The 21,466-nt window shown below is 67.3% G+C and carries 15 protein-coding genes and 1 pseudogene; 3 read left to right on the plus strand and 13 right to left on the minus strand.

Annotated features, from left to right (window positions below):
- Nucleotides 1-17 precede the first annotated feature (17 nt).
- The 8 genes and pseudogenes from AAFL97_RS20035 to AAFL97_RS20065 form a co-directional block, all read right to left on the minus strand.
- Nucleotides 18-1,406: a GntP family permease gene (locus AAFL97_RS20035; RefSeq protein ID WP_341646420.1), complete on the minus strand. Its 1,389-nt coding sequence runs from the start codon at nt 1,404-1,406 to the stop codon at nt 18-20.
- A gap of 308 nt (nt 1,407-1,714) precedes the next feature.
- Nucleotides 1,715-1,876, minus strand: a complete 162-nt coding sequence (locus AAFL97_RS24795; RefSeq protein ID WP_445954514.1) for a helix-turn-helix domain-containing protein — start codon at nt 1,874-1,876, stop codon at nt 1,715-1,717.
- Between the two features lie 143 nt (nt 1,877-2,019).
- Nucleotides 2,020-3,222: pseudogene (locus AAFL97_RS20040) on the minus strand (sigma-54 interaction domain-containing protein); the annotation flags it as partial.
- Between the two features lie 129 nt (nt 3,223-3,351).
- Entirely contained in the window at nt 3,352-3,585 is a 234-nt protein-coding gene (locus AAFL97_RS20045; RefSeq protein ID WP_341646422.1) for a hypothetical protein, read from the minus strand.
- A gap of 92 nt (nt 3,586-3,677) precedes the next feature.
- On the minus strand, nt 3,678-4,199 hold the full coding sequence (locus tag AAFL97_RS20050) for a YbaK/EbsC family protein (RefSeq protein ID WP_341646423.1): 522 nt from the start codon (nt 4,197-4,199) through the stop codon (nt 3,678-3,680).
- A 297-nt stretch (nt 4,200-4,496) separates the two neighbouring features.
- Complete coding sequence (locus AAFL97_RS20055; RefSeq protein ID WP_341646424.1) at nt 4,497-5,900, minus strand: aspartate ammonia-lyase; 1,404 nt, start codon at nt 5,898-5,900, stop codon at nt 4,497-4,499.
- Nucleotides 5,893-6,873 carry a LysR family transcriptional regulator gene (locus tag AAFL97_RS20060; protein WP_341646425.1) on the minus strand — a complete coding sequence of 327 codons (981 nt, stop codon included), beginning with the start codon at nt 6,871-6,873 and terminating at the stop codon, nt 5,893-5,895. Before AAFL97_RS20060 ends, AAFL97_RS20055 begins: the two co-directional genes overlap by 8 nt.
- A gap of 115 nt (nt 6,874-6,988) precedes the next feature.
- A complete protein-coding gene (locus tag AAFL97_RS20065; protein WP_341646426.1) occupies nt 6,989-8,377 on the minus strand; it encodes an MFS transporter in 1,389 nt (462 codons plus the stop codon).
- 264 nt (nt 8,378-8,641) lie between these two features.
- Between AAFL97_RS20065 and AAFL97_RS20070 the strand changes: the two genes are divergently transcribed.
- Both AAFL97_RS20070 and AAFL97_RS20075 read left to right on the plus strand, forming a co-directional pair.
- Nucleotides 8,642-10,063, plus strand: coding sequence for an MFS transporter (locus AAFL97_RS20070; RefSeq protein WP_341646427.1), 1,422 nt, complete (start codon nt 8,642-8,644; stop codon nt 10,061-10,063).
- Nucleotides 10,064-10,120: 57 nt separating this feature from the next.
- A complete protein-coding gene (locus AAFL97_RS20075; RefSeq protein ID WP_341646428.1) occupies nt 10,121-11,530 on the plus strand; it encodes a fused MFS/spermidine synthase in 1,410 nt (469 codons plus the stop codon).
- A 78-nt stretch (nt 11,531-11,608) separates the two neighbouring features.
- On the opposite strand, the gene AAFL97_RS20080 is transcribed toward AAFL97_RS20075, so the two are convergent.
- Nucleotides 11,609-12,880, minus strand: a complete 1,272-nt coding sequence (locus AAFL97_RS20080) for a class I SAM-dependent methyltransferase (protein ID WP_341646429.1) — start codon at nt 12,878-12,880, stop codon at nt 11,609-11,611.
- Between the two features lie 108 nt (nt 12,881-12,988).
- On the opposite strand from AAFL97_RS20080, the gene AAFL97_RS20085 reads away from it, so the two are divergent.
- Entirely contained in the window at nt 12,989-13,354 is a 366-nt protein-coding gene (locus AAFL97_RS20085; protein ID WP_341646430.1) for a DUF488 domain-containing protein, read from the plus strand.
- Between the two features lie 130 nt (nt 13,355-13,484).
- Here AAFL97_RS20085 and AAFL97_RS20090 read toward each other — a convergent pair whose 3' ends face one another.
- The 4 genes from AAFL97_RS20090 to recB form a co-directional block, all read right to left on the minus strand.
- Nucleotides 13,485-14,384 (minus strand): LOG family protein, encoded by a 900-nt coding sequence (locus AAFL97_RS20090; protein WP_341646431.1) that lies wholly within the window; start codon nt 14,382-14,384, stop codon nt 13,485-13,487.
- Nucleotides 14,385-14,472: 88 nt separating this feature from the next.
- Complete coding sequence (locus AAFL97_RS20095) at nt 14,473-15,498, minus strand: extracellular catalytic domain type 1 short-chain-length polyhydroxyalkanoate depolymerase (protein ID WP_341646432.1); 1,026 nt, start codon at nt 15,496-15,498, stop codon at nt 14,473-14,475.
- Nucleotides 15,495-17,594 carry an exodeoxyribonuclease V subunit alpha gene (gene recD / locus AAFL97_RS20100; protein WP_341646433.1) on the minus strand — a complete coding sequence of 700 codons (2,100 nt, stop codon included), beginning with the start codon at nt 17,592-17,594 and terminating at the stop codon, nt 15,495-15,497. The genes AAFL97_RS20095 and recD overlap by 4 nt, the downstream gene beginning before the upstream one ends.
- A complete protein-coding gene (recB, locus tag AAFL97_RS20105) occupies nt 17,591-21,382 on the minus strand; it encodes an exodeoxyribonuclease V subunit beta (protein ID WP_341646434.1) in 3,792 nt (1,263 codons plus the stop codon). Before recB ends, recD begins: the two co-directional genes overlap by 4 nt.
- Between the last annotated feature and the right edge of the window lie 84 nt (nt 21,383-21,466).

Genomic DNA, 21,466 nt, shown 5'->3' on the forward strand with positions numbered 1-21,466 from the left:
CTCCTCCGCGGCCGGGCTCAGAAGCTGCCGAACAAGGTGCCGAGCGCGATCACGATCGCCAGCGCCATCAGCGGGAACACCACGGTGTTCATGGCGATGAAGCCGTAGGACTGCCGGTGGTTGAGCTTGCAGATCGCGAGCAGCGAGATCACCGCGCCGTTGTGCGGCAGCGTGTCCATGCAGCCGGAGGCCATCGCCGCGACGCGGTGCAGCAGTTCCGGGCTGATGCCGGCGGCATTGGCCATGGCGAGATACTCCGCGCCCAGCGTCTTCAGCGCGATCGACATGCCGCCCGAGGCCGAGCCGGTGATGCCGGCCAGCACGTTGACCGCCACCGCCTCGGAAATCAGCGGATTGCCCGGGGCGATGCCCAGCACCAGGTCGCGGATGATGACGAAACCGGCCAGCGAGGCGATCACGGTGCCGTAGCCGACTTCGGTCGCGGTATTGAGGATCGGCAGCATCGAACCGAAGGAGCCTTCGTTGACGGTCTTCATCAAGTCGGTCCAGCGCTTCCAGTGCATCGCCACCAGCAGCATGATCGCCACGGCGAGCGCGACGATGATCGACCAGATGCCGATCAGCGAGCGGGCATCCTGCAGGCCGCCGAACTCGGGCTTGGCCAGGTAGCTGGTATCGATGTTGGGCAGCACCTGCTTGGCCATGACGAAGTTCAGGGCGATCACGACGAGGATCGGCAGCAGCGCCAGCCAGAAGCCGGGCAGCGGACCGCCGCTGTCGGCGACGGGTTCGTCGGCATGGTTGCCGTAGCCTTCGCCGGCCGCCATCAGCTTGCGTGCCTGCGCGCCCAGCCACCAGGTGCCGAGCACGAACATGATCAGGCCGCCGATCAGGCCGAGGATCGGCGCGGCAAAGGCGTCGGTGCCGAAGAAGGGGATGGGGATGGCGTTCTGGATCGCCGGCGTGCCCGGCAGCGCGGTCATCGTGAAGGTGAAGGCACCGAGCGCGATCGCTCCTGGGATCAGCCGCTTCGGAATGCCCGCTTCGCGGAACAGCGCGGCACCGATCGGATAGACCGCGAAGGCGACGACGAACAAGGACACGCCGCCATAGGTCAGGATGCCGCAGGCGAGCACGATGGCGAGGATCGCCCGCTCGCTGCCGACCTTGGCGACGATGGCATGGGCGATCGCTCGCGCCGAGCCGGAGTCGTCCATCAGCTTGCCGAACAGCGCACCGAGCAGGAACAGCGGAAAGAACTGGATCACGTAGCCGCCCATCGCCTTCATGAAGACCTGGGTGTAGGTCGGCAGCAGCAGCGCGGCCTCGCCCGACAGCAGCACGGCCAGCAGCGCCAGCAGCGGCGCGAGCAGCAGCACGCTGAGGCCGCGGTAAGCGAGATACATCAGCAGTACGAGAGACAACAGAATGCCTAGGGTGCCCATGGGGCTTCTCCTCCTGGTAGTTTTGGATGCGGACCACGCCCGCGGCCGCAGTGCCGCTGCTTGAGCAGGACGCGTGCCAGCCCGCTGGGCACATGCACGCCGACGCACCAGAAGGGGGCATGACGTTCATTCAATACCGCACCATTATTGTGCTATTGAATATGTTTATTTCCATTCGTCATGATTCGGCTCTGTGCGGCTCACGCGCGCGCAGCAGTCTTTATCCATGGACATGTCCAATAAAATGGACACTCTCTCCTGAATAGTCCAGGATTCTGGACACCGGTGCGCTGCCCGGCCGCCGGGCTTCAGCGCACGATGCCGTGTTGCTGCAGCTTCACGTACAAGCCTGCGCGCGAGATGCCGAGTCTGCTCGCAGCCAGTCTCCGGTTGCCTCCGCAGACCTGCAGGGCGGCAAGCAGCGCGGCGCGCTCGGCACTCGCCAGGCTGTCGGCGAGCGGCCTGACCATCCCGTCACCACCCCCGCCGCTTCGGCTTCGCCGCACTCGGCGTCACGTCTTGCCGCCGGCGCGGCAGCGGCGGTGAACGGCCGCGTGCTCGCCGCCCCCTCGCCGAGCAGTTCGGCCAGCACGGACGCCCCCAGCGGACCGCTGTCGGCACTGAGCTGGGCGCGTTCGAGCAGGTTGCGCAACTGGCGCACGTTGCCCGGCCAGGGCAGGGTCGCGAGCAGGGCCAGGGCATCGTCGCCCAGTTCCAGCCGCCGCAGGCCGGAACGGGCGGCGATGTCGTCGAGCAGGTAATCGACCAGCGCCGGAATGTCCTCGTGGCGCTCGTGCAGGCTGGGCACGCGCAGGCTCAGCACGTTGAGGCGGTAGAACAGGTCGGCGCGGAAAGCGCCGGCGGCGACACGCCCTTCGAGATCGACGTGCGTGGCGGCGAACACGCGCACGTCGAGCGCGCGCACCTGGTTCGAACCCAGCGGCTCGACCTGCTGCTCCTGCAATACGCGCAGCAGCTTGACCTGCAGCGGCAGCGACAAGTCGCCGATCTCGTCGAGGAACAGCGTGCCGCCATTGGCAAGCTCGAACTTGCCGACCCGCGCCTTGCGGTCGGCGCCGGTGTAGGCGCCCGGCGCAGTGCCGAACAGTTCGGCTTCGACCAGGTTTTCCGGTATCGCCGCCATGTTCACCGCGACGAACGGACCGGCGGCGCGTGCCGACAGGTTGTGGATGCCCTGCGCCAGCAGCTCCTTGCCGGTACCGGTCTCGCCGCGCAGCAGCACGGTGGCGTCGAGCTGGGCGGCACGGCGCGCCTGGCGCTTGATCTCGCCGGCCACCGCACTGGTGCCGATGAAGTTGGCGATGGTGTAGCGCGCCCGTCGCGCCTGCAGCAGCGCGCGCTCGGCCTCGGCCAGCCGCGCCTGCAGGCGGCCGTATTTCTCCACCAGCGGCTTGAGATGGCGGGCGCGGTCGAACAGCACGTAGCCCAGCGCCCCCACCACCCGCCCATCATCGTCGCGCAAGGGAATCCGGGTGACGACGAAATGCTCGTCGCCGAAAGGCATCAGGTCGAGCAGGCTGGGCTGGCCGCTTTCCACCACTTCGCGCAGCCGGCTCGCCGGCAGCACTTCCTCGATGTCGCGGCCGAGGGCTTCATGGGGGCCATCGATGCCGATCTTGCGGGCGTACTTGGCACTCATCCACACGATGCGCGCCTGGCGATTGACCGCCACCGTGCCTTCGCACTGGGCTTCGAGATGGTCGAACAGCAAGGGCATCGCCACCGTGCGGAAATACTCGGGGGAGATGCCGATCTTGAGGCCGTTTTCGTCGAGCTCGGCGGCAGACAGACCCATGGCCAGACTTGTGCGGGAATGAGGCAGGAGATTATGGGACTGCCCCACCCGCCCTGCAATGCCGGCGGGCCCGTTCAGCGTCCGCCAGCTAGCGCGCGTCGCTAACGCGCGTCTGCTACCGCGTGCTTGCTAACGCACGTCACGTTCCTCTCGGGCGATCGCCGACAGCTCGCGCAGGTACCAGGCGGCATAGCCATAACCCGCCGCCGCGACCAGCGCGGAGAACAACAGGCTGCCTTCCAGCGGCACGCCTTCCAGCACGTTGGCGACGACGACAGCGCTCAGGTACAGGGCGGCAACCATGCCGCCCATCACGCGGATCATGGCGAAAGTCTTGCGTTGCTTGAGATTGGGCTGGGCCATGGGCTGCGGGCGCGATGCGCGCGGAGGATCGGGACAGGGCGCAGGGTAGCGGATTCCGCTCCGGCTGGCACCATCGTTGCGCGCTGGGGCGCCTAACCGTTCGCACGCAGCTCTACAACTTCGTGCTCGACGACACGATATGGAATTTCCACGAACTCCGCAGGGTGGTCAATCGCCACCAGGAAACGTGCAAGTCCTTCACGACGAATCGAAACTGTCGCAGTGTTGACCAGAGGATGGAAAAGAAATCGGGAAACTGGCTCGAGCGACCGATCCATCAGCAATCGCACCTTCCTTCCATCCCGATCTGCCAACAAGGCAAAGGGGCTCATCGCACCCGGCTCCACCGCCAACAGATCCATCATTTCCACCGGCGAACAGAACGACAAACGGCCAAGTCCCAAACTGCGGCCAAGGGCGCCCAAATCCACCATGGCATCCGGCGGTGTCACGACCAGCAGGCGATCTTTTCCTTTCTTGCTTTGGACGAGCAGGTTCTTGCAGCGCGAACCTTCCAAGCATGCCGCCAGATGTGCCGAGCCCGCCATGCTATACACAGCCTGATGCCGTACTTCCCGATAATCGACTCCCAGTCCATCCAGAAATTTCAGCAAGAATTCCCGTGTGCAAATTTCATTACGATCTACCACGACACGTGCTCCAGAAACTCCCATGTTCTCAGATGGCGCAATACGCCTGAACAGCCGACTGCCGCCCGATATTCACGACCAGACCCTCGCCTGTCGATGGGTAATGCCTCCTATCCGAGGAATGGCTTCGACATTCGACCGGCCCGCATGCCACTCCCCGGCTGCCACATGTTACGCCACACCATCCGGCAAGAGGCATGCGCGCGTAATTCCCGCCACGGCGCTAGCACGAACACATGCCACGCAACCGGAGCAAGCTGCTCAAACATCGAGCATGGTGGAATCTCTTGTCAATTGGACTGCATCCTCGCGACTTAGCACACCCCGTTCCTGCAATACCTCAAGCAACAGTCGGTTTTGCGCTGCCGCCTCGCGCACCATTGCGCTGACCTTGGCATAGCCGAGCTTCGGGATGAGGGCCGTCGCAATAGCGGTGGAATCCATGAGGTGCCGTTCGTTTACCTGCACATTGGCGCGAATGCCATTGATGCACTTTTCGCGGAACAGCCGGATGCCGTTGCGCAGCAGATGAATCGAGTCGTACAAGCGGTCGGCGACGATTGGTTCGAAGTGATTGATCTCGAGCTGCCCGGCCTGATTTGCTTGTGCGATGCAAACATCGTTGCCCACAACGGCAAAGCCGATCTGCACCATGCTCATCGGTACGACCGGATTGATCTTGCCCGGCATGATCGATGAACCCGGTTGCACCGCGGGCAACTCCAGTTCGGCGATTCCGCCGTTCGGCCCGGATGACAGCAGAATCAGATCCGACGCGACCTTGGCCAGCGAGGTTGCGCAGGTACGCAACTCGGCCGACACGCGCGTGAAGGTGTCGAGATTCTGCATTGCGTCAAAGGCATTATCCGCCGGCCGGTAGTCGACACCGGTAATCTCCGCCAGATACCCATAAACACGTACCTTATAACCCTTTGGGGCGCCAAAGCCGGTGCCGATCGCCGTACCGCCCAGCGGCAGAGCCTCCAGCTCGCTACGCACTGCCTTCAGTTTCGCACTCAATCGTCCGGCCAGCGCAGCATAGCCCTCGAACAACTGGCCCAGCCTCATCGGCTGCGCATCCTGCAGGCATGTACGGCCCAGGTGCAGCACATCCTTGAATTCCTCGGCTTTACCCTGCAAGCTTGCTGCGAGGGACTCGACTTCCCCGACCAGGGGCGCCAGCAGTGCATGGGCGGCAATCTTCATGGCTGCCGGATAGACGTCATTGGTCGACTGCGAGCGGTTGATCTGGTCGTTCGGGTGTACGCGATCATAGATACCAGGCCGGCTGCCCAATAATTGCTGCGCACGGTTGGCAATCACCTCATTGACATTCATGTTCGATGACGTGCCGCCCGAACCTTCCATGAAGTCCACGATCATGAAGGCATCGTGCTGGCCATCCGCCAACTCTCGGCATGCCTGCACGATGGCGTCGCACTGAGCGCCATCGACCACGCCGACATCACGATTGGCCAGCGCTGCAGCCCACTTGCAGAAAGCAAAGGCACGTACGAACTCACGCTCGGATCCGATCGGACGTTTGGAAACGGTGAGGTTGTCCACACCTCGAACGGTATTGACGCCGTAGAGGGCATCGGCAGGAATATGGACGGTTCCGAGATAGTCCGACTCCGGTCGTTGATGGTTCTTCTGTTCAGACATGTTCACTCCAGGGGTGGATTTGGATTAGATCGAGAAGTTGTGGATTGATATCCTTCAATTCACCGTAGATCTGGCTCTCCAGAATGCTGCAAACCATTTCGAATGTTTCCCTTGCCAGCGATCCGTACTCTCCTTTCCGGGCATTCAAATAAATTCTTCGCTCAGCGTTGATATCCGCCACGAAATCATGGCGCACGAAGGCAGCCGAACGCACTCCTTGCAACAGGCATAGAGGAGTGGTAACTGCCCAGCCAATTCCCCCCGCCACCATCGAGGTCAAGGTATCCGCGGTATCCACCTCCAGGCGGCGCGGTGGATTCAGTCCCACACGACGTAACGTACGCTCGACCTGCTGCCCCAGATGCGATTGCTGGTTGAATCGTACGATTGGCAGCACCCGCGCCAGACTCATCACATCTGAAACCGAACGACATACCGGAACGCTGCCCTTGGGTGTGATGACAAAGAATCGCTCGGACATCAGCAAGTAATTACCCATCCCGTCCAACTCCAACGGGCGCGAGGAAATCACCAGATCCAGCTCTCGCTGCGCCAGCGCCTCAGCCAGATTGGGCGTCAATCCTGTGCGCAACGAAAGCTGGGCTGCATTACGCAGAAGCCGCTGCATCAATGGAGTGCCACATGTCGCAGCAAAAGAATCGATGAGCCCGACACGTAGCCCAGGCTTGATACCCTGGCTTGCTTCGATGACTGCCCCTCGAAGGTTCAAGGCCTCTTCCAGGAGGGCTTGCCCCCTACTGACGAGCGCAATGCCCGCAGGTGTAAGCGTCAGAGGTCGCGCGGAGCGGTTGAGCAAAGGAGTGCCAAAGCTTTCCTCCAGCAACCGGATGGATTGGGAAACGGCAGACTGTGAAATGCCCAAGTGCTCCGCGGCCCTCGACATGTTGCAGTCCTGAGCGGTCGTAAGGAAGACACGGAGCATTTGCATATCGATGGGGCGATTCTTCTGCATGTCGTCTCCTTTTCCATGCTCCGCATGAAGCGTGCGCAAGTTCGATCTTTCCCGAAGGGGGGCCTGCCCCCCTCCGAAGATCTCCACAGTTGGCTTTGCCGCCTTGGCCACAGGCTCACTGTACGTCTGCGAGCTTCACTTTCGACGTTTCCGGCGCCCACAGATAGGAGGCTACCGCTCCGAACAGCATGACTGCCACACATGCGCCGAGCGCTGCGTGAATGCCGAAGTCCTGGACGACGATAGGCAATAGAAAAGTGCTGATAGCCGAGCCAAATCGACTTGCCGCTACTGCAAAGCCGACGCCCGTTCCGCGCAAATGGGTAGGAAACAGCTCGGGAGGGTAGATGAACTCCAGGTTCGCCGACGCAGACAGGATGAGAGCAAACAGCGCGAAGGCGATGATCACTCCGTTGGAACCAAGAACACCGGCGGCCAGCACTGCCAGGACACCGGCCCCAAGCATGAACGTGCCGATCAGGAATGTGCGCCTGAGAATCCTGTCGACGATGAGGACTCCGATCACCGCGCCGATCATCAAGAAGATGTTGTAGGCAAGGCCGCCAAGGTACTTGTCGGTCACATGGAGGGATTCGAGTATCTTCGGCAGAAACGTGCCAAGCGCGAAATAGGGAATGACCTGGCAAGCGTAGAAAATGCCCCCAATGGCTGTATTCTTTCTCCACTTCCTCGAGAAAAGCTCCGCCCATTCGCCACCCCTCTTGCGCACTTCCGTCACCGTAGTCGGCAGGACGACGCCGTCCCCGAACTTGGCACGGACGATTCGCTCAGCCTCCTCTCTGCGCCCTTTCTTGATGAGCCATAGCGGAGACTCGGGTACGCCGAGGCGGAAGAAGAAGATGAGCGTAGCCGGGACTGCACTCACCACGAGCATGTAGCGCCATGCATCGGGCCCCAGGTCGCGCAGGAAGAAACCGATGATGTACGAGAAGGCATAACCCGCCACCCAGGCAACCGCCATGATGCTGAGCAATCTTCCCCGGAATTTGATCGGCGACAATTCGGTCAGCAGCGCCTTGCTTACGACATAGTCGAACCCAAGCACCACGCCAAGTGCGAAGCGCAGAATCAATAGCTGCCATGCTTCAGTGACGAAGAATTGCGCGGCGGAAATAACCGCCGCAAACAGCATGTCGTAGGCAAAAATATTGCGCCTTCCGAAGCGATCCACGATGACGCCCGAAATCAGGCTGCCAAAAAACAGCCCCGTCAAGGCGGCAGCCCCCAGCAACCCCATCCAGACGACATCGAGCTGCAAGGGGACGACTGCAAGCGCGATGGCAAGACCTATGATGCCTAGCTCGAAGCCGTCGGCGAACTGGCCACCGCAAGCAGATGATCCGACATGAAGATGAAAGCGTTTGAATGGCACGCTTTCGAATGGAATTGAATTATCAGGGATTGCCTGTCTCATGCCGCTTGTCTCCTGTTGAATAGCAACACCTGGCTGCTGATAAGCGACTATAGAGAGCGCAATAAGCATGATCTATACTGCACACCGCAGTATTAGCGAGACTTATATAAACTCTTAAATAGAGAAATAATCCCTCGTTTAATTCTTGCCAAGAATTCCGCAGCTTTAATAGGTGGCGAGGCCGGGTGATCAATGAGTCTCCTCTGCCTCCGGAATGGCGGCGATGGTCGAACCATCGGTATTGGCTCCACGGCACACGCACCACCTCGGCGACGAACGGCGGCAGAATTGCGGGTCTTGCACCACAACCAACACTCCCGGGATCAGGCCTCGATGGACGAATCTCCGCCACCAGCACAGCCGGCCGAACTGACCGACAGTACCGCAGCCCACGCCGACGGCTGGGCCGACCTGCTGTCCGGACGCCATCTCGCCAGCGTCCTGGTCATGGCGAGCGGCGTGCTGCTGTACGCGATGAACCTCTACTTCACCGCCGCGCTGATGCCGTCGATCGTCGAGGACATCGGCGGCCAGGCCTACTACGCCTGGGTGACGACGGCCTTCGTGGTCTCGGCCATCGTCGGCTCGCTGTCGGTCAGCCGCATCCTCGACTGGAAAGGCTCGGCTGCCGCCTACCTGATCGCCTTCAGCATCTTCTTCGTCGGCGCCATCGGCAATGCGGCAAGCCCGACGATGGAGCTGCTGATCGCCAGCCGCGCGGTCCAGGGCCTGGGCGGCGGCCTGCTGGTCGGGCTCGGCTACGCGGTGATCCGCACCGCGCTGCCGGCCAGGCACTGGGCGCGGGCGGCCGGCGTCGTCTCCGCGATGTGGGGCGTGGGCACGCTGTTCGGCCCCGCGCTCGGCGGCCTGTTCGCGGAGCTGGGCCTGTGGCGCGCGTCCTACGCCGCGCTGGCCGCCGTGGCGCTGCTACTGGCGGCCGTGGTGCGGCGCTCCTTCGCCGGCTCGGCCGGTTCCGGACATCGTGCGCCGGTGCCTGCGGTTTCGCTGTTCGTCCTCATCCTCGCCACGCTCGCGATCAGCCTCAGCGCCGTGGTGCCGATGGGCTGGCCGGCGCTGGCCGCGATCGGCATCGGCCTCGCCCTGCTCGGGCTTTTCATCGCCGTGGAGCGCCGTTCTCGGCACACCATCCTGCCCGCCCTCGCCTACCAGCGCGGCAACACGCTGAAATGGGTCTACCTGACCGTCGCGGCGCTGAGCGCCGGCGTCGTGATGGAAAACTTCATTCCGCTATTCGCGCAACGGCTGGCCGGCCTGAGCCCCCTGCTCGCCGGCCTGCTCGGCGCGGTGCTGTCGCTGGCCTGGACCTGTGCCCAGTTGTTCATCGTCTCGGTGCGTGCCGATGCCACCCGCCGCCGCGCCATCCGCATCGGCCCGCTGCTGCTTGCAGCGGCGCTGATCGGCTACGGCCTGCTGCAGACCGACGGCGCCGGGCCGTCGACCGTCGCTGCCTGGGCACTGCTGCTCGCCGTCGCCGGTACCGGCATCGGCCTCGCCTGGCCGCTGCTCGGCGTCGCCGCGATGAGCAGCACGCAGGACGCTGCCGAAGGCGGCAAGGCCGCGGCGGCGATCTCGACCACGCAGCTCATCGCGCTGTCGATCACCTCCGCCCTCGGCGGCACGCTGATGGCGGCAGGCGGCCAATCCATCGCCGATGCGGCGCGCTACGCCACGCTCGGCATCGCGCTGCTGGTGCTGCCGGGTATCTTCACCGCGCGCATCGTGACGCGGCAGTAGCCGCACGCGATACCCGCAAGCGTTACCATCCCTCCACCACCCGCCACGACGAGCCCGATGCCCGCTGCAGCCGAACGATCCGACCTCGCCCCCGATCCCGCCGGCGGACCGCCGCTCGCCAACGCGCTGCTGTTCGCCCTGGTCTTCGTCGAAGGCTTCGTCTCGCTCGGCGCCGAGATCGTCGCCCTGCGCCGGCTGGTGCCGCACGTGGGCAGCGCAATCACCGTCACCGCGCCGACGATCGGCTTCTTCCTGCTCGCACTGGCGCTCGGCTACCAGGCCGGCGGGCGCGTCGCGGGCAACTACCTGGCGCGGGTGCGGCACAACTTCCTCGCCGCCGCGGTGCTGATCGCGGTGGGGCTGTCCGGGCCGGTGGCCGAGCTGCTGTTCACCCACCTGCAGCCGGCGCCGCTGGCCTGGTTCGCGCTGATCGGCGGCATCCTGTGCCCGGTGGCCTGGCTGCTCGGCCAGACGGTGCCGATCCTGACCAACCTGCTGCGCCATGCGCGCGCCGGCGAACGCAGCGGCGCGGCGCTGTACTGGTCCACGCTCGGCTCCTTCCTCGGCGCGGTGTCGCTGTCGATGCTGGTGATGCAGTGGCTGGGCGTGGGTGCCGCCGTGCTGATCTGCACCGCCCTGCTGCTGGTGCTGGTGCCGCTGCTGAGCGAGGCCGGCCACGCCCGCCACTACGCGATGCTGCTGTCCGCCCTCGTCGCCGGCGCCGCGCTCGCCGCCAACCTGGTGCTGCCGCAGCAGACCGAGACTGCCTACGCCACCTACCGCGTGGCGCCGACCACGCTCGACGGCTTCGACAATCCGCGCGTGTTCTGGGTCAACAACTCGGCCGCGTCGATCATCGACAATACCGAGCCGCCGCAATACGCACGCTACATCCAGCGCCTGCGCACGCTGCTGCTGGACGAACTGGCCTTCCGCGAGCGCCGCGTGCTGGTGCTGGGTGCCGGCGGCTTCACGCTGTCGCACCGCGAGCCGCTCAACCACTACACCTATGTCGACATCGATCCGGCGATCAAGGACATCGCCGAGCGCGACTTCCTGCGTGAGCCGGTGCGCGGCGAATTCATCGTCGCCGACGCCCGCGCCTTCGTGCGCGACAGCACCGAGCGCTACGATGCGGTGGTGGTGGACGTCTACAGCGCCCTCACCAGCATCCCTGCCCACCTGGTGACGCGCGAATTCTGGCGCAGCACGCGACAGGCGCTGAAGGAAGACGGCCACCTGATCGCCAACCTGATCCTCGACACCCGCCTGGCCACGCCTTATGCGCGCAACCTGCTGGCGAGCATCCAGGCCGAGTACGGCCCCTGCGCGGTCGAAGTGCTGTTCCGCGACCGGCCGCTGTCGAACGTGCTGGTGCAGTGCCACGCCGCCAACCCGCCGCTGGCCGGCGAGCCTTACACCGACGAGCGCAACCGCGCCGACCTGGATGTATTGCGCTCGCAGTGATTGCAGCTCGGGAGCTGGTGGTAGCGCTGGCGACACGCATGCCACCCGGAAGTGGCCAGCGCATCCGGAGCGGGTGCTTCAATCCTGCGGCAGAAAGGCCGCGAAGGACGCCGGCAGCGGCGCGTTCTCCAGGCTGCGCTGGGTGAACAGGAAGCGGCCGTCGCAGACGAAACCGAGGTCGGCCCAATCCACCGCATTGAGCGCATCGCGGAAAGCCTCGAGGTCGACGTCCTCGCGATGCGGAAACACCGCCATCACCGCGCCGTCGTAGTCCTTGCAGTCATGGACGAAGAACGGCCGCGCGACCCGCGTCCGGCCATTCACATACACCCGCGGGCGCTCGCTGCGGTGGTGCATGCGCCCCCACATCCACCAGTTCGACTCGTCGAAGTTCGTCACCTTGCGCTGCAGCAGGCGGACCTTGTGCGGCAGCAGCGCAGCAGGCGGCGGCTCGCCCGGCTCGGGCCAGATCATGCGCCGGGTGCGGCCGGTGCTGACGGTGGATGAACAGACGAACTCGCGGTTGCCCTGCTCCGCGTCGGCATACAGCTCGTCCGCGCCGGACACCGCGCCGACCTTGACGAAAGCCACTTGCGACAGCCGCAGCGGGTAGTCCTCGCGGGCGAACATCAGGTGCCCTGCGCGCTCGACGAAATGGCGCGGCTGCCAGGCCGGTGCCGCGAGCGCGACATCGAGCTCGTCGTCGACGCCGATCTCGCAATAGCGCATCGCGTGGTCGCGGCGGCCTTGCTCGAAGCGCCAGATCAGGCAGTTCGGCAAGGCATCGTCGAACACCCGCGCATCGCCGAGCGAGATCGCATCGGTGATGCTGCCCGCCTCCGCCAGCAGGCGGTTCAGCTTCACCGCCGAGGTCGTCTTCAGGAAGTCGCGCGGCGTGATGAAGATCAGTTCGCCGCCCGGCTTCAGGTGGCGCAGGCATTTCTCGATGAAGAACAGGTACAGGTTGGAGCGCCCGTCCAGGCAGCGCCCGTGGTGGCCGCGCGTGATCAGTTCGCGCGTGGCGGCGGGGATGTCCTGAAAGCGAACGTAGGGCGGATTGCCGATGATGGTGTCGAACTGCTCGTGCACCGGATAGGCGAAGAAATCCAGCACCCGCGCACCGGGCGGGCAGTGATCCGGGTCCAGCTCCAGCCCCACCGCGCCGGGCAGATGGCGCAGGAAGGCGCCGTCGCCGCAGGACGGCTCCAGCACCCGCCCGCCGTTGCGGCGCAGCGCCAGCATGACGCGCACCACCGGTGCCGGCGTGAACACCTGGCCGAGCGCGGCGACGTCGCGCAGACCGAGGCCGTACTGGCCGGATGCGGGCAGGAATGTGGGTTCGGCTGACATGGGCGGCGATGTTACCAAGCCGGCTGCGGGAGCGGGAGAACAGTTCGCTGCTGTCTATACTGAAGGGCAGGAATCAGCCATTTCCGTTTCATGTACGAGGCCAAGGACATGGACATCCGCATTCAGCGAATCTACGAACCACCCTCGCCCGGCGACGGCTGCCGCGTGCTGGTCGATCGGCTGTGGCCACGCGGCCTGCGCAAGGAAACCGCGGCGCTGGACCACTGGTTGCGCGAGCTGGCGCCATCGACCGAGCTGCGCCACTGGTTCAACCACGATCCGGCGCGCTGGGATGAGTTCCGCCGCCGCTACGCAGAGGAGCTTGGCCACGGCGAAGCCGCCGACGCGCTGGCGACACTGCGCGAACTGGCCGCCGCCCAGCCGGTGCTGACACTGCTCTACGCCGCGCACGACACCGAGCACAACAACGCCGTTGCGCTGCGCGAGCAATTGCTGGCCGGCAAGGCGAACTGAACCTGCGCGCTACCGGCCGGATCACCGTACCCAGCAAGCTCAGCCGGGGTGCCTAGCCGCGCTAGGGGTAACCTTCAGCAGGGCAGATCTGCAGCCTGCTTTCGCGGCAGAAGCCGCCAGGCTGCCTCTCTCAATTTCCCCGCATCTGCCGCGCCACCAGCGCGGGGTTGTCGCCCTGGTAGGCGGCCTTGATCACGTCCCAGGCCTCTTCGGCCGTCTCGGCGTAGTGGAACAGCTCCTTGTCCTTGGGGCTGATCACGCCGTGCTCGACCAGCACGTCGAAATCGATCAGCTTCTGCCAGAATTCGCGCCCGATCAGCACGATCGGCCGGCGCCGGATCTTGCCGGTCTGCGTCAGCGTCAGCACTTCGAACAGCTCGTCCAGCGTGCCCAGCCCGCCCGGGAAGCTGACCAGCGCCACCGCGCGCATCAGGAAATGCATCTTGCGGATGGCGAAATAGTGGAACTGGAAGCACAGCTCGGGCGTGATGTAGGGATTCGGCGCTTCCTCGAAAGGCAGGAAGATGCTCATGCCCATGCTGCGCCCGCCGGCCTCGTGGGCGCCGCGGTTACCCGCTTCCATGATGCCCGGGCCGCCGCCGGTGGCGACGATGACCGGCTCGCCGAGTGCTCCGGATTCGCGCGTCACCAGTTCGGCGAAGCGGCGCGCTTCCTCATACCAGCGTGCATTCCTGACCATCTGCTCGGCCTTGCGGATCGCCTCTTGGTCGCCGTCGGCACGTGCCTCGACCAGCATCGCCGCAGCCACGTCGGGCGCCTTGAAGCGGGCGCTGCCGAACACCACCACGGTCGATTCCACTCCCTGCTCCTGCTGGATCAGCTCGGGCTTCAGCAGTTCGAGCTGCAGGCGCACCGGCCGCAGTTCCTCGCGCAGCAGGAAATCGGTGTCGGTGAAAGCCATGCGGAACGAGCTGCCGGGGCCGTCGTAGCGGCCGTGCGGCTGCGCTGCGCGGGCTTCGTCCTCGGCGGAAGGAAAGTTGCGGGCGCGGAGCAGGGACTTATCGGTCATGAAGGCATCCAGATGAGATTCGGGGCCGACATGATCGCATCCCCAGGTTACGCCAAGCGAGCGCCCGCACGCCGCGGCGTGCGTCGCGTCACGCTTGCGTGGCCGCCCGACGCTTCAAGGACGCGGCGACGAAGCGCCACACCATGCCCGACGCATCCGGCCCCTGCGGGTCGCTGAACAGCTGGCGCGCGTCGCCGCCGCTCCAGGCATGGCCGAGCCCTTCGACCTCGACGAGTTGCGCGACGAGCCGGCGCCCTGCGCGGTAGTCGGTGACCGTCATCGGCCGCCGCGCGCCGCGCTGCATGCGGCGCGGCTCGCCGGCCCGTGCGCCCGAAGCGGCCGCCCACAGCTCGGCCGCAGCACGTCCGTTGGCCGGTGCGACCACGCGATCGGCCTGGCCGTGGATCACCAGCAGCGGCGGCAGTCCGCCATCCGGCGCCAGCTCCGCTTTCGCCGTGCGCCGCCCGCCCATCGCCGCCAGCGCGGTGGCGGCCGAATGGGCGCTGCCCGGCGGCACGCCGCAGTGCATGGCCACCGCGACGAAACGATCGGGGTGGCGCTCCGCCAGCAGCGCGGCCATGCTCGCACCGGCCGAAATGCCGGCCAGCGCGACGGCTCCGCGATCCGCCGGGTAGAGCAGGCAGACCTGGTCGATCGCCGCCATCAGCGTCGCCGCCTCGGCATTGGCGTGGCGGCTGCGGGTGTCGTACCAGTTCCAGCAGCCCTGCGGATTCGCCGTGCGATCCTGCTCGGGATACAGCACCAGCAAGCGCTCGCGCCGGGCGATGCGGTTCATCCGCGTGCTGTGGGCGAACTGTGCCGCCGTCTGCCCGCAGCCATGCAGCATCACCAGCAGCGGCCGGCGCTCGTTATTGCGAATGCCGGGCGGCCGGAACAGATGGAAGCGGCGCACGCCTGCCGGACCGAGCGCCTGGCCGGCGATCCAGTCCCCCGCACCGGGCGGCGGCCGATGCGGCGCGGCGATCGCGTCGACCGTCTGCGCGACGGCCTTGCCCACCGCCCGCGTCCCCGCGGCGAGCGCCTTGCGCGTCATCGAAGTCGTCGCGCGCTGCAGCGCACGGGCCAGCGGCGATTTGCGGATGCGACGGCTCATTGCTTGACGACCTCCCTCATGCGCGCGCGCAATCCCGAGGCGCGCAGCGTGCGTGCCGCGCAGCCGGCGACGAAGACCTCGCCGGCGCCGGCCACCATCACCCGACTCGCGGCACGGGTGACACCGGTATAGATCAGTTCGCGCGTCAGCACCCGCAGCGGCTGGGCCGGCAGCATCAGCAGCACTTCGTCGAATTCCGAACCCTGGCTCTTGTGCACCGTCAGCGCGAAAGCGGTGTCGTGGGCCGGCAGGCGCAGCGGCGGCACAGGGCGGAAGCCGCCTTCGGCCGCCGGGAAGAACACCCGCGGCCTGCCCTGCTCGTCGGGCAAGCACAGGCCGACGTCGCCGTTGAAGAGGCCGAGGCGGTAGTCGTTGGCAAGCACGATGACCGGCCGCCCCGGGTACCAGCGCCCGGCGGCGCTGCGGTCCGGCGCCAGGCCGAGGGCGGCGCGCAGCCGGGCTTCGAGATGGGCGTTCAGCGCGACCAGGCCGCGGCTGCCGTCGCGCACCGCGACGAGCACGCGGAAGCGCTCGAAAGCGTGCATCAAAGCAGGAACGTCGAGCGCGCGAGCAGCCGCAGCCATGCTCGCCGGTTTCGCCGAAGCCTCACCTGGACCGGCCCCCAGGCCGGCCCGCAGCAGCGCGAAATAAGGTCCATAACCCGCTTCGATGCGCGCCAGCGCTTCGGCCCCCGGACGTTCACCACCATCCTCGATCCAGCACGCCGATTCGTCGCCGCCGGCCGCCAGCCAGGCGAGCGCGGCTTGACCACGGCCGGCGCGGATGTCGGCCGCCAGCCGGCCGATGCCGGAGTCGGCGCGGAAGCGGTGGCTTTCCGCCAGCCAGACGACGCAATCGGCCAGTGCAGCAGTACCCTCTCCTGCTTCGCCATCCTCGCCTTCGTCCTGCTGCAGGCCGGTTTCGGCTGCGGCAATGTCGACCAGCCCGGTATGGGCCGCCGCGGTGTGGACTGCCCCGGTATCGACCGCCGCGGTCTGGACCGCCCGATCTATCAGCGCCAGGCGGGCGCGCATGGCGGCAGAAAAGCTGCGCTGCGCCGACAGTTCGGCGAACACCGCGCCGGCTTCGACGGCGGCAAGCTGGTCCTTGTCGCCGAGCAGCACCAGCCGTGCCGCCGGCGGCAGCGCATCCACCAGGCGGGCGGCGAGCGCCAGGTCCAGCATCGAGGCCTCGTCCACCACCAGCACATCCACCGCCAGCGGCTTGCCGGCATGGTGGCGGAAACGGCCGGCTTCCGGCGTGACGCCGAGCAGGCGATGCACGGTGAAGGCCTCGGTCGGCAGCCTGGCCGCGAGTCCGGCCGGCAGTGCCTGCGCACGCTGGCGCAGGGCTTCGAGCATGCGCGCGGCGGCCTTGCCGGTCGGCGCGGCCAGCGCGATGCGCAGGGCTGGTTCGCGTTCGAGCAGGCAGGCGAGCAAGGCCGCGACGGTGGTGGTCTTGCCGGTGCCCGGCCCGCCGCTGATCACCGTCAGCCGGCCTTGCAGCGCCAGCGCGACGGCAAGCTTCTGCCAGTCGGGCGCGGCTGCGGCGCGCGGCGGAAACAGGCTGTCCAGCAGCGCCCGTTGTTCGGCGCTCGGTGCTTCCACCGTCTCCACGGGCCGGGCGCGCGCCACCAGGGCCGCGGCCAGCCCGCGCTCCTGGTCGAAATGGCGGCGCAGATAAAGGCGGTCCTCGTCGTCGAGCACCAGTGGATGCGCCGATGCGCCGCCGACCGCCTGCGCCACGCTGGCGACCACGCCGCTGGCACGCAGCGCGTCACGCAGCCGTTCGAGCCGGGCGGCAGCATCGGCTTCCGCCCCGGGCGGGGCATCGCTGCCCGGCGGCACACCATCCCGGGCTTCGGCCGCATCCGCCATCGGCGCGGACGGCTCCTCCAGGCTGATTTCGGCGTCGGCGAATGCGCCGTCCGCCGGGCCGGCAAGCGCCGCGAGCGGCATGCAGACGTGGCCGGCACTGGTGGCGAAGGCCAGCCGGCGTGCGGCCGAAGCCAGCACGGCGCGGCTCCCGGCCGGCGCCTGCAGCGTATCGGCCCAGGCCAGAAGGTGGCGGGCGAAGCCTTCGGCGAGATCGTTCATGCCGGCTCCACGATGGCCGCCTCGGCCCTGCCGGCCAGCAGCGCATCGAGCTCTTCGAGCACCTTGCGCGGGCAGCGGTGGTGGAACACGCCGGCCGGCCGGCCATCGAGCTGCCAGCCCGGCCGCACGCCGCGCACGAACAGGTAGAGCGCGCCGCCGAAATGGCGCTCGTAGTCGTAGTCCGGCAGGCTGCGGCCGAGGTGGCGGTGCAGCGCCACGCCGTAGATCAGGTGCTGCAGGTGGTAGCCGTGCGCCTGCATCGCCGCTTCGAGGCCGGCGGGCGCATAGTCCTGCGGACGGTCGCCGAGGTGGTTGGACTTCCAGTCGAGCAGCCAGTAGCGGCCGTCGTGCTCGAACACCAGGTCGATGAAGCCTTTCAGATAACCCTCGAGATCCTTGAACGACAGCTTCGGCACAGGATAGCCCCGCACCGCGAGCCAGGCGTCGAGCTGCGCAGCCGTCAGGCGCGGCGCGGGCAGATGGAAACCCAGCTCCACCAGCCGGCTCGCGCGCGGCACGCTGTCCAGGCGTAATCCCGCACCCGAAGCCTCCGTCATCAGCAAGGGCGTGGCCACCACCTCCGCCAGCAAGCGGCGCAGCATCCGCGGCAGGGCCGCCGATCCGGCCGGCATACGCTGCGGATGGGCGGCGAGCGCAGCGGCGATGGCTTCATCCCAGCCGCTGTCGTCGCTAAAGTCGGCCAGCTCGAACAGCGCATGCATGCAGTCGCCGGCCACCGGGCCGCGCGGAAAGCGCAGGATGTCGTCGTCCGCCGGCGCAGGCGCCGGCACCGTATCCGTGGCGGCAGCCAGGCCGCTCAACGCGGCCAGTTCGCCGCCATCCAGCGCATTGGCGTCGTGGTCCAGCGCGGCCTGCTCCAGCACCACCTGGCCTCGGGCCGCGCCGGCGATCAGCGCGCTGAAGCTGCCGATGCGCCAGCCGGCCGGCACCACCGGCGGCCGCAGCGCACGCGGCCGCTGGCCGGCACCGCTAGCCGGAGCGAGTGCTTCGCCGTACCCGTCCGGCAGGTCCGACCACTGCATGACCGGCTTGCCTTCGTACAGGCAGGCGCCGGCAAGCGCGCGCCAGCGGGCTTCGATGTCCATCGGCGTCGACCTGTAGCCGGCCCAGGCATCGGCAGCCGTGCCGGCGCCGGCCACCATCCAGTTGAGCAGGCTGCGCACGCTCTCGGTATGGCTGATGGTCTTACCGCGCTTGGCATAACAACCCACCACCAGGTAGCAGCGGTGCACCGCGCGCGTCAGCGCGACGTAGATCAGGCGCAGGTCCTCGGCCTGGCGTTCGCGGCGCAGGCGGACCTTGATCGCTTCGTCCTGCGCTGCGGCCTGGCGGTAGTCGAGCACCAGTTGACCGCTGTCGTCGTGCCAGGCGCGCATCGGGCCTTCGCTGCGGCCGCCGGCGTGGCCGTCGAACAGGAAAGGACAGAACACGATGCCGTATTCCAGCCCTTTCGCCCGGTGGATGGTGACGATCTGCACCAGGTTGCGGTCGGACTCCAGCCGCAACTGGGCCGCTTCGCCGCCGCTGCCCTCGCGGCGCTGCGTGGCCAGCGTGCGCAGCAGGACTTCGGGCGCAGCGTCGCCGGCGATCTGCTGCAGCAGTTCGGCCAGATGCATCAGGTTGGTCAGCCGGCGTTCGCCATCCGGCCGGCCGAGCAGGCGGGCGGCGACACCCTCGTCGCTCAGCCACTGCCGCAGCATCACGCCGAAGCCGCGCGACAGCCAGATCTCGCGCCAGCGCACGAAGGCGTCGAGCTTGTCGAGCAGCGCGCCTTCGTCGTCGGCCAGCCTGGCCAGCGCCGAGGCGTCGAAGCCCATTGCCGTCGTCGCCAATGCCGCCTTGACGCGGCGCTCGCGCAGCGGCTCGGCGATCGCCAGCAGCACGCGTTCCAGCTCCTCGGCGTCTTCGGTGTGGAACACGCTGGCCTGCGACAGCTCCACGCTGCCGACGCCGACCGCCGCCAGTGCGCGGCGCATGCGCGCGCCCTGGCCGTGGCTGCGCACCAGCACGGCGATGTCGGCAGGCGCCAGCGGCCGCTCGCCGATACGGATCTGCCCGGTCGCAGCGGCCGCCAGCAGGCGCGCGATCTCGGCCGCGCAGGCGCGTGCGGCGCGCTGCAGCGCCTGTTCGCGCGGCAGCCGGGTACCTCCGCCCTCGTCGCTGTCGGCCTGGGTGTCGTCGCGCGGGATGCGCCATAGCTGCAGCGGCGGGACTTCGCCGGCCGGCGCCGTGGCATCCATCAGCGGCTTGCGCGGCCGGCTGCCGGCACCGACGCGGACGTAGTCCAGCCCGTCCATCATGAACACCGCCGGGTTGGCGCCGAACAGCTGGTTGCAGGCTTCGATCAGCGCCGGCGCCGAGCGCTGGTTGTGGCGCAGCGTATAGCGCGCATCGGTGCGCTCGCGCGCGGCGAGATAGGTGTGCAGGTCGGCGCTGCGGAAGCTGTAGATCGCCTGTTTGGGGTCGCCGACCAGGAACAGGCTGCCGTAGCGGCCTTCGCCGCGATAGATGCGGTCGAAGATGCCGAACTGCAGCGGATCGGTGTCCTGGAACTCGTCGATCAGCGCCACCGGGTAGCGCGTGTGCAGCGCCGCCGCCAGCCAGGGCTGCCCACCCGCATGCAGGGCCTGGTGGGCGTTCCACAGGATGTCGTCGAAGCCGATCTGGCGGCGTTCGGCCTTGCGCCGGCGCAACTCGTCCGCAGCCGTGTCGACGAAGCGCCGCAGCAGGCTCAGTCGGGCGGTCGCCAGCAGGGCATCGACTTCCGCCCGCGCCGCCAGCAGTTCGCCGGCGGCCTCGAAGAAGGGATGGCACGGCGCGGCGATGCCCTTCCTGCTGCCGGCGGCGGTGATGCCTTGCTTCAGCACCTCGGCGGAGAACAGCCTCAGCTTATCGCCCTGCTCGCCGGCAATCGGCTGCAAGGGATCGTCCGCCGCCAGCCAGCCGGCCCATTGGTCGGCCGCGGTCTCGATCGCCTGCGGCTTGTAGCGCGTGCCGTTGAGGCCGTCGAGCGCGCCATTCACGCAGGCGACGGCTTCGTCCAGCCTCGCCGCCAGCGCACGTGCTGCGGCATAGGCCTGCCGCAGCCGCGCCTCGGCCGCCGTCAGCGCGGCCGCGCCTTCGCCGCCGTCCGTGCCCTCGTCCCACAGCGCGCGGGCGCAGGGCCGGCCCATGTGGCGCTGCAGGATGCCGGCCCAGCTTGCGGGGCAGTCGCCCCGGTTCAGCAGTTCGTCCGCCAGCAGCGGCGGCAGCGCGCTGCCCGCGACTTCGCGCCGCCAGAAGTCCTGCGCCACTTCCAGCCGCAGCGCGTTGTCGTCCTCGACCAGTTCCAGCGCATAAGGCAGGCCGGCGGCGAAAGGCGTGTCGGCCAGCGCGCGCTGGCAGAAGCCGTGGATGGTGAAGATCGCTGCTTCGTCGAAAGTCTGCAGCGCGTGGCGCAGGCGCACGCTCATCCGCGCATCGTCGAGGCCGCGCGCCCGCAGCGTGTCGAGCAGTTGCGGCACGAAGGGGTCGTCGCCCGCCGCCGCGCCGTCGAGCACGCGCAGGGTTTCGACGATGCGCTCGCGGATGCGGCCGGACAGTTCGGCGGTCGCCGCCTTGGTGAAGGTGACGACCAGCAGGGATTCGACCGGCAGTTCCCGCTCCAGCAGCAGGCGCAGGTACAGGCCGCAGATGTTCCAGGTCTTGCCGGTGCCGGCCGAGGCCTCGATCAGGCGGATGCCGTCCAGCGGGCAATCAAAGACGTCGAGTTCCGGAGCTGCGGACATGGTGAAAATGGCGCGGTCGAAGATTGAGCCGTCACGCAGGAGAGCGAGGGCGGGGACAGGCGACGATAGCACGGTGCCCGGGCC

The sequence above is a fragment of the Thauera sp. SDU_THAU2 genome, from assembly GCF_038260575.1.
Taxonomy (GTDB): domain Bacteria; phylum Pseudomonadota; class Gammaproteobacteria; order Burkholderiales; family Rhodocyclaceae; genus Thauera.

Excerpts from the sequence above, each read along its gene's own strand:
- AAFL97_RS20045 (WP_341646422.1), bottom strand. The coding sequence starts at position 3,585 with ATGGCCCAGCCCAATCTCAAGCAACGCAAGACTTTCGCCATGATCCGC.
- AAFL97_RS20065 (WP_341646426.1), bottom strand. The coding sequence starts at position 8,377 with ATGCTTATTGCGCTCTCTATAGTCGCTTATCAGCAGCCAGGTGTTGCT.
- AAFL97_RS20055 (WP_341646424.1), bottom strand. The coding sequence starts at position 5,900 with ATGTCTGAACAGAAGAACCATCAACGACCGGAGTCGGACTATCTCGGA.
- AAFL97_RS20070 (WP_341646427.1), top strand. The coding sequence starts at position 8,642 with ATGGACGAATCTCCGCCACCAGCACAGCCGGCCGAACTGACCGACAGT.
- recD (WP_341646433.1), bottom strand. The coding sequence starts at position 17,594 with ATGAACGATCTCGCCGAAGGCTTCGCCCGCCACCTTCTGGCCTGGGCC.
- AAFL97_RS20080 (WP_341646429.1), bottom strand. The coding sequence starts at position 12,880 with ATGTCAGCCGAACCCACATTCCTGCCCGCATCCGGCCAGTACGGCCTC.
- recB (WP_341646434.1), bottom strand. The coding sequence starts at position 21,382 with ATGTCCGCAGCTCCGGAACTCGACGTCTTTGATTGCCCGCTGGACGGC.
- AAFL97_RS20060 (WP_341646425.1), bottom strand. The coding sequence starts at position 6,873 with ATGCAGAAGAATCGCCCCATCGATATGCAAATGCTCCGTGTCTTCCTT.
- AAFL97_RS20095 (WP_341646432.1), bottom strand. The coding sequence starts at position 15,498 with ATGAGCCGTCGCATCCGCAAATCGCCGCTGGCCCGTGCGCTGCAGCGC.
- AAFL97_RS20075 (WP_341646428.1), top strand. The coding sequence starts at position 10,121 with ATGCCCGCTGCAGCCGAACGATCCGACCTCGCCCCCGATCCCGCCGGC.
- AAFL97_RS20035 (WP_341646420.1), bottom strand. The coding sequence starts at position 1,406 with ATGGGCACCCTAGGCATTCTGTTGTCTCTCGTACTGCTGATGTATCTC.
- AAFL97_RS24795 (WP_445954514.1), bottom strand. The coding sequence starts at position 1,876 with ATGGTCAGGCCGCTCGCCGACAGCCTGGCGAGTGCCGAGCGCGCCGCG.
- AAFL97_RS20090 (WP_341646431.1), bottom strand. The coding sequence starts at position 14,384 with ATGACCGATAAGTCCCTGCTCCGCGCCCGCAACTTTCCTTCCGCCGAG.
- AAFL97_RS20085 (WP_341646430.1), top strand. The coding sequence starts at position 12,989 with ATGGACATCCGCATTCAGCGAATCTACGAACCACCCTCGCCCGGCGAC.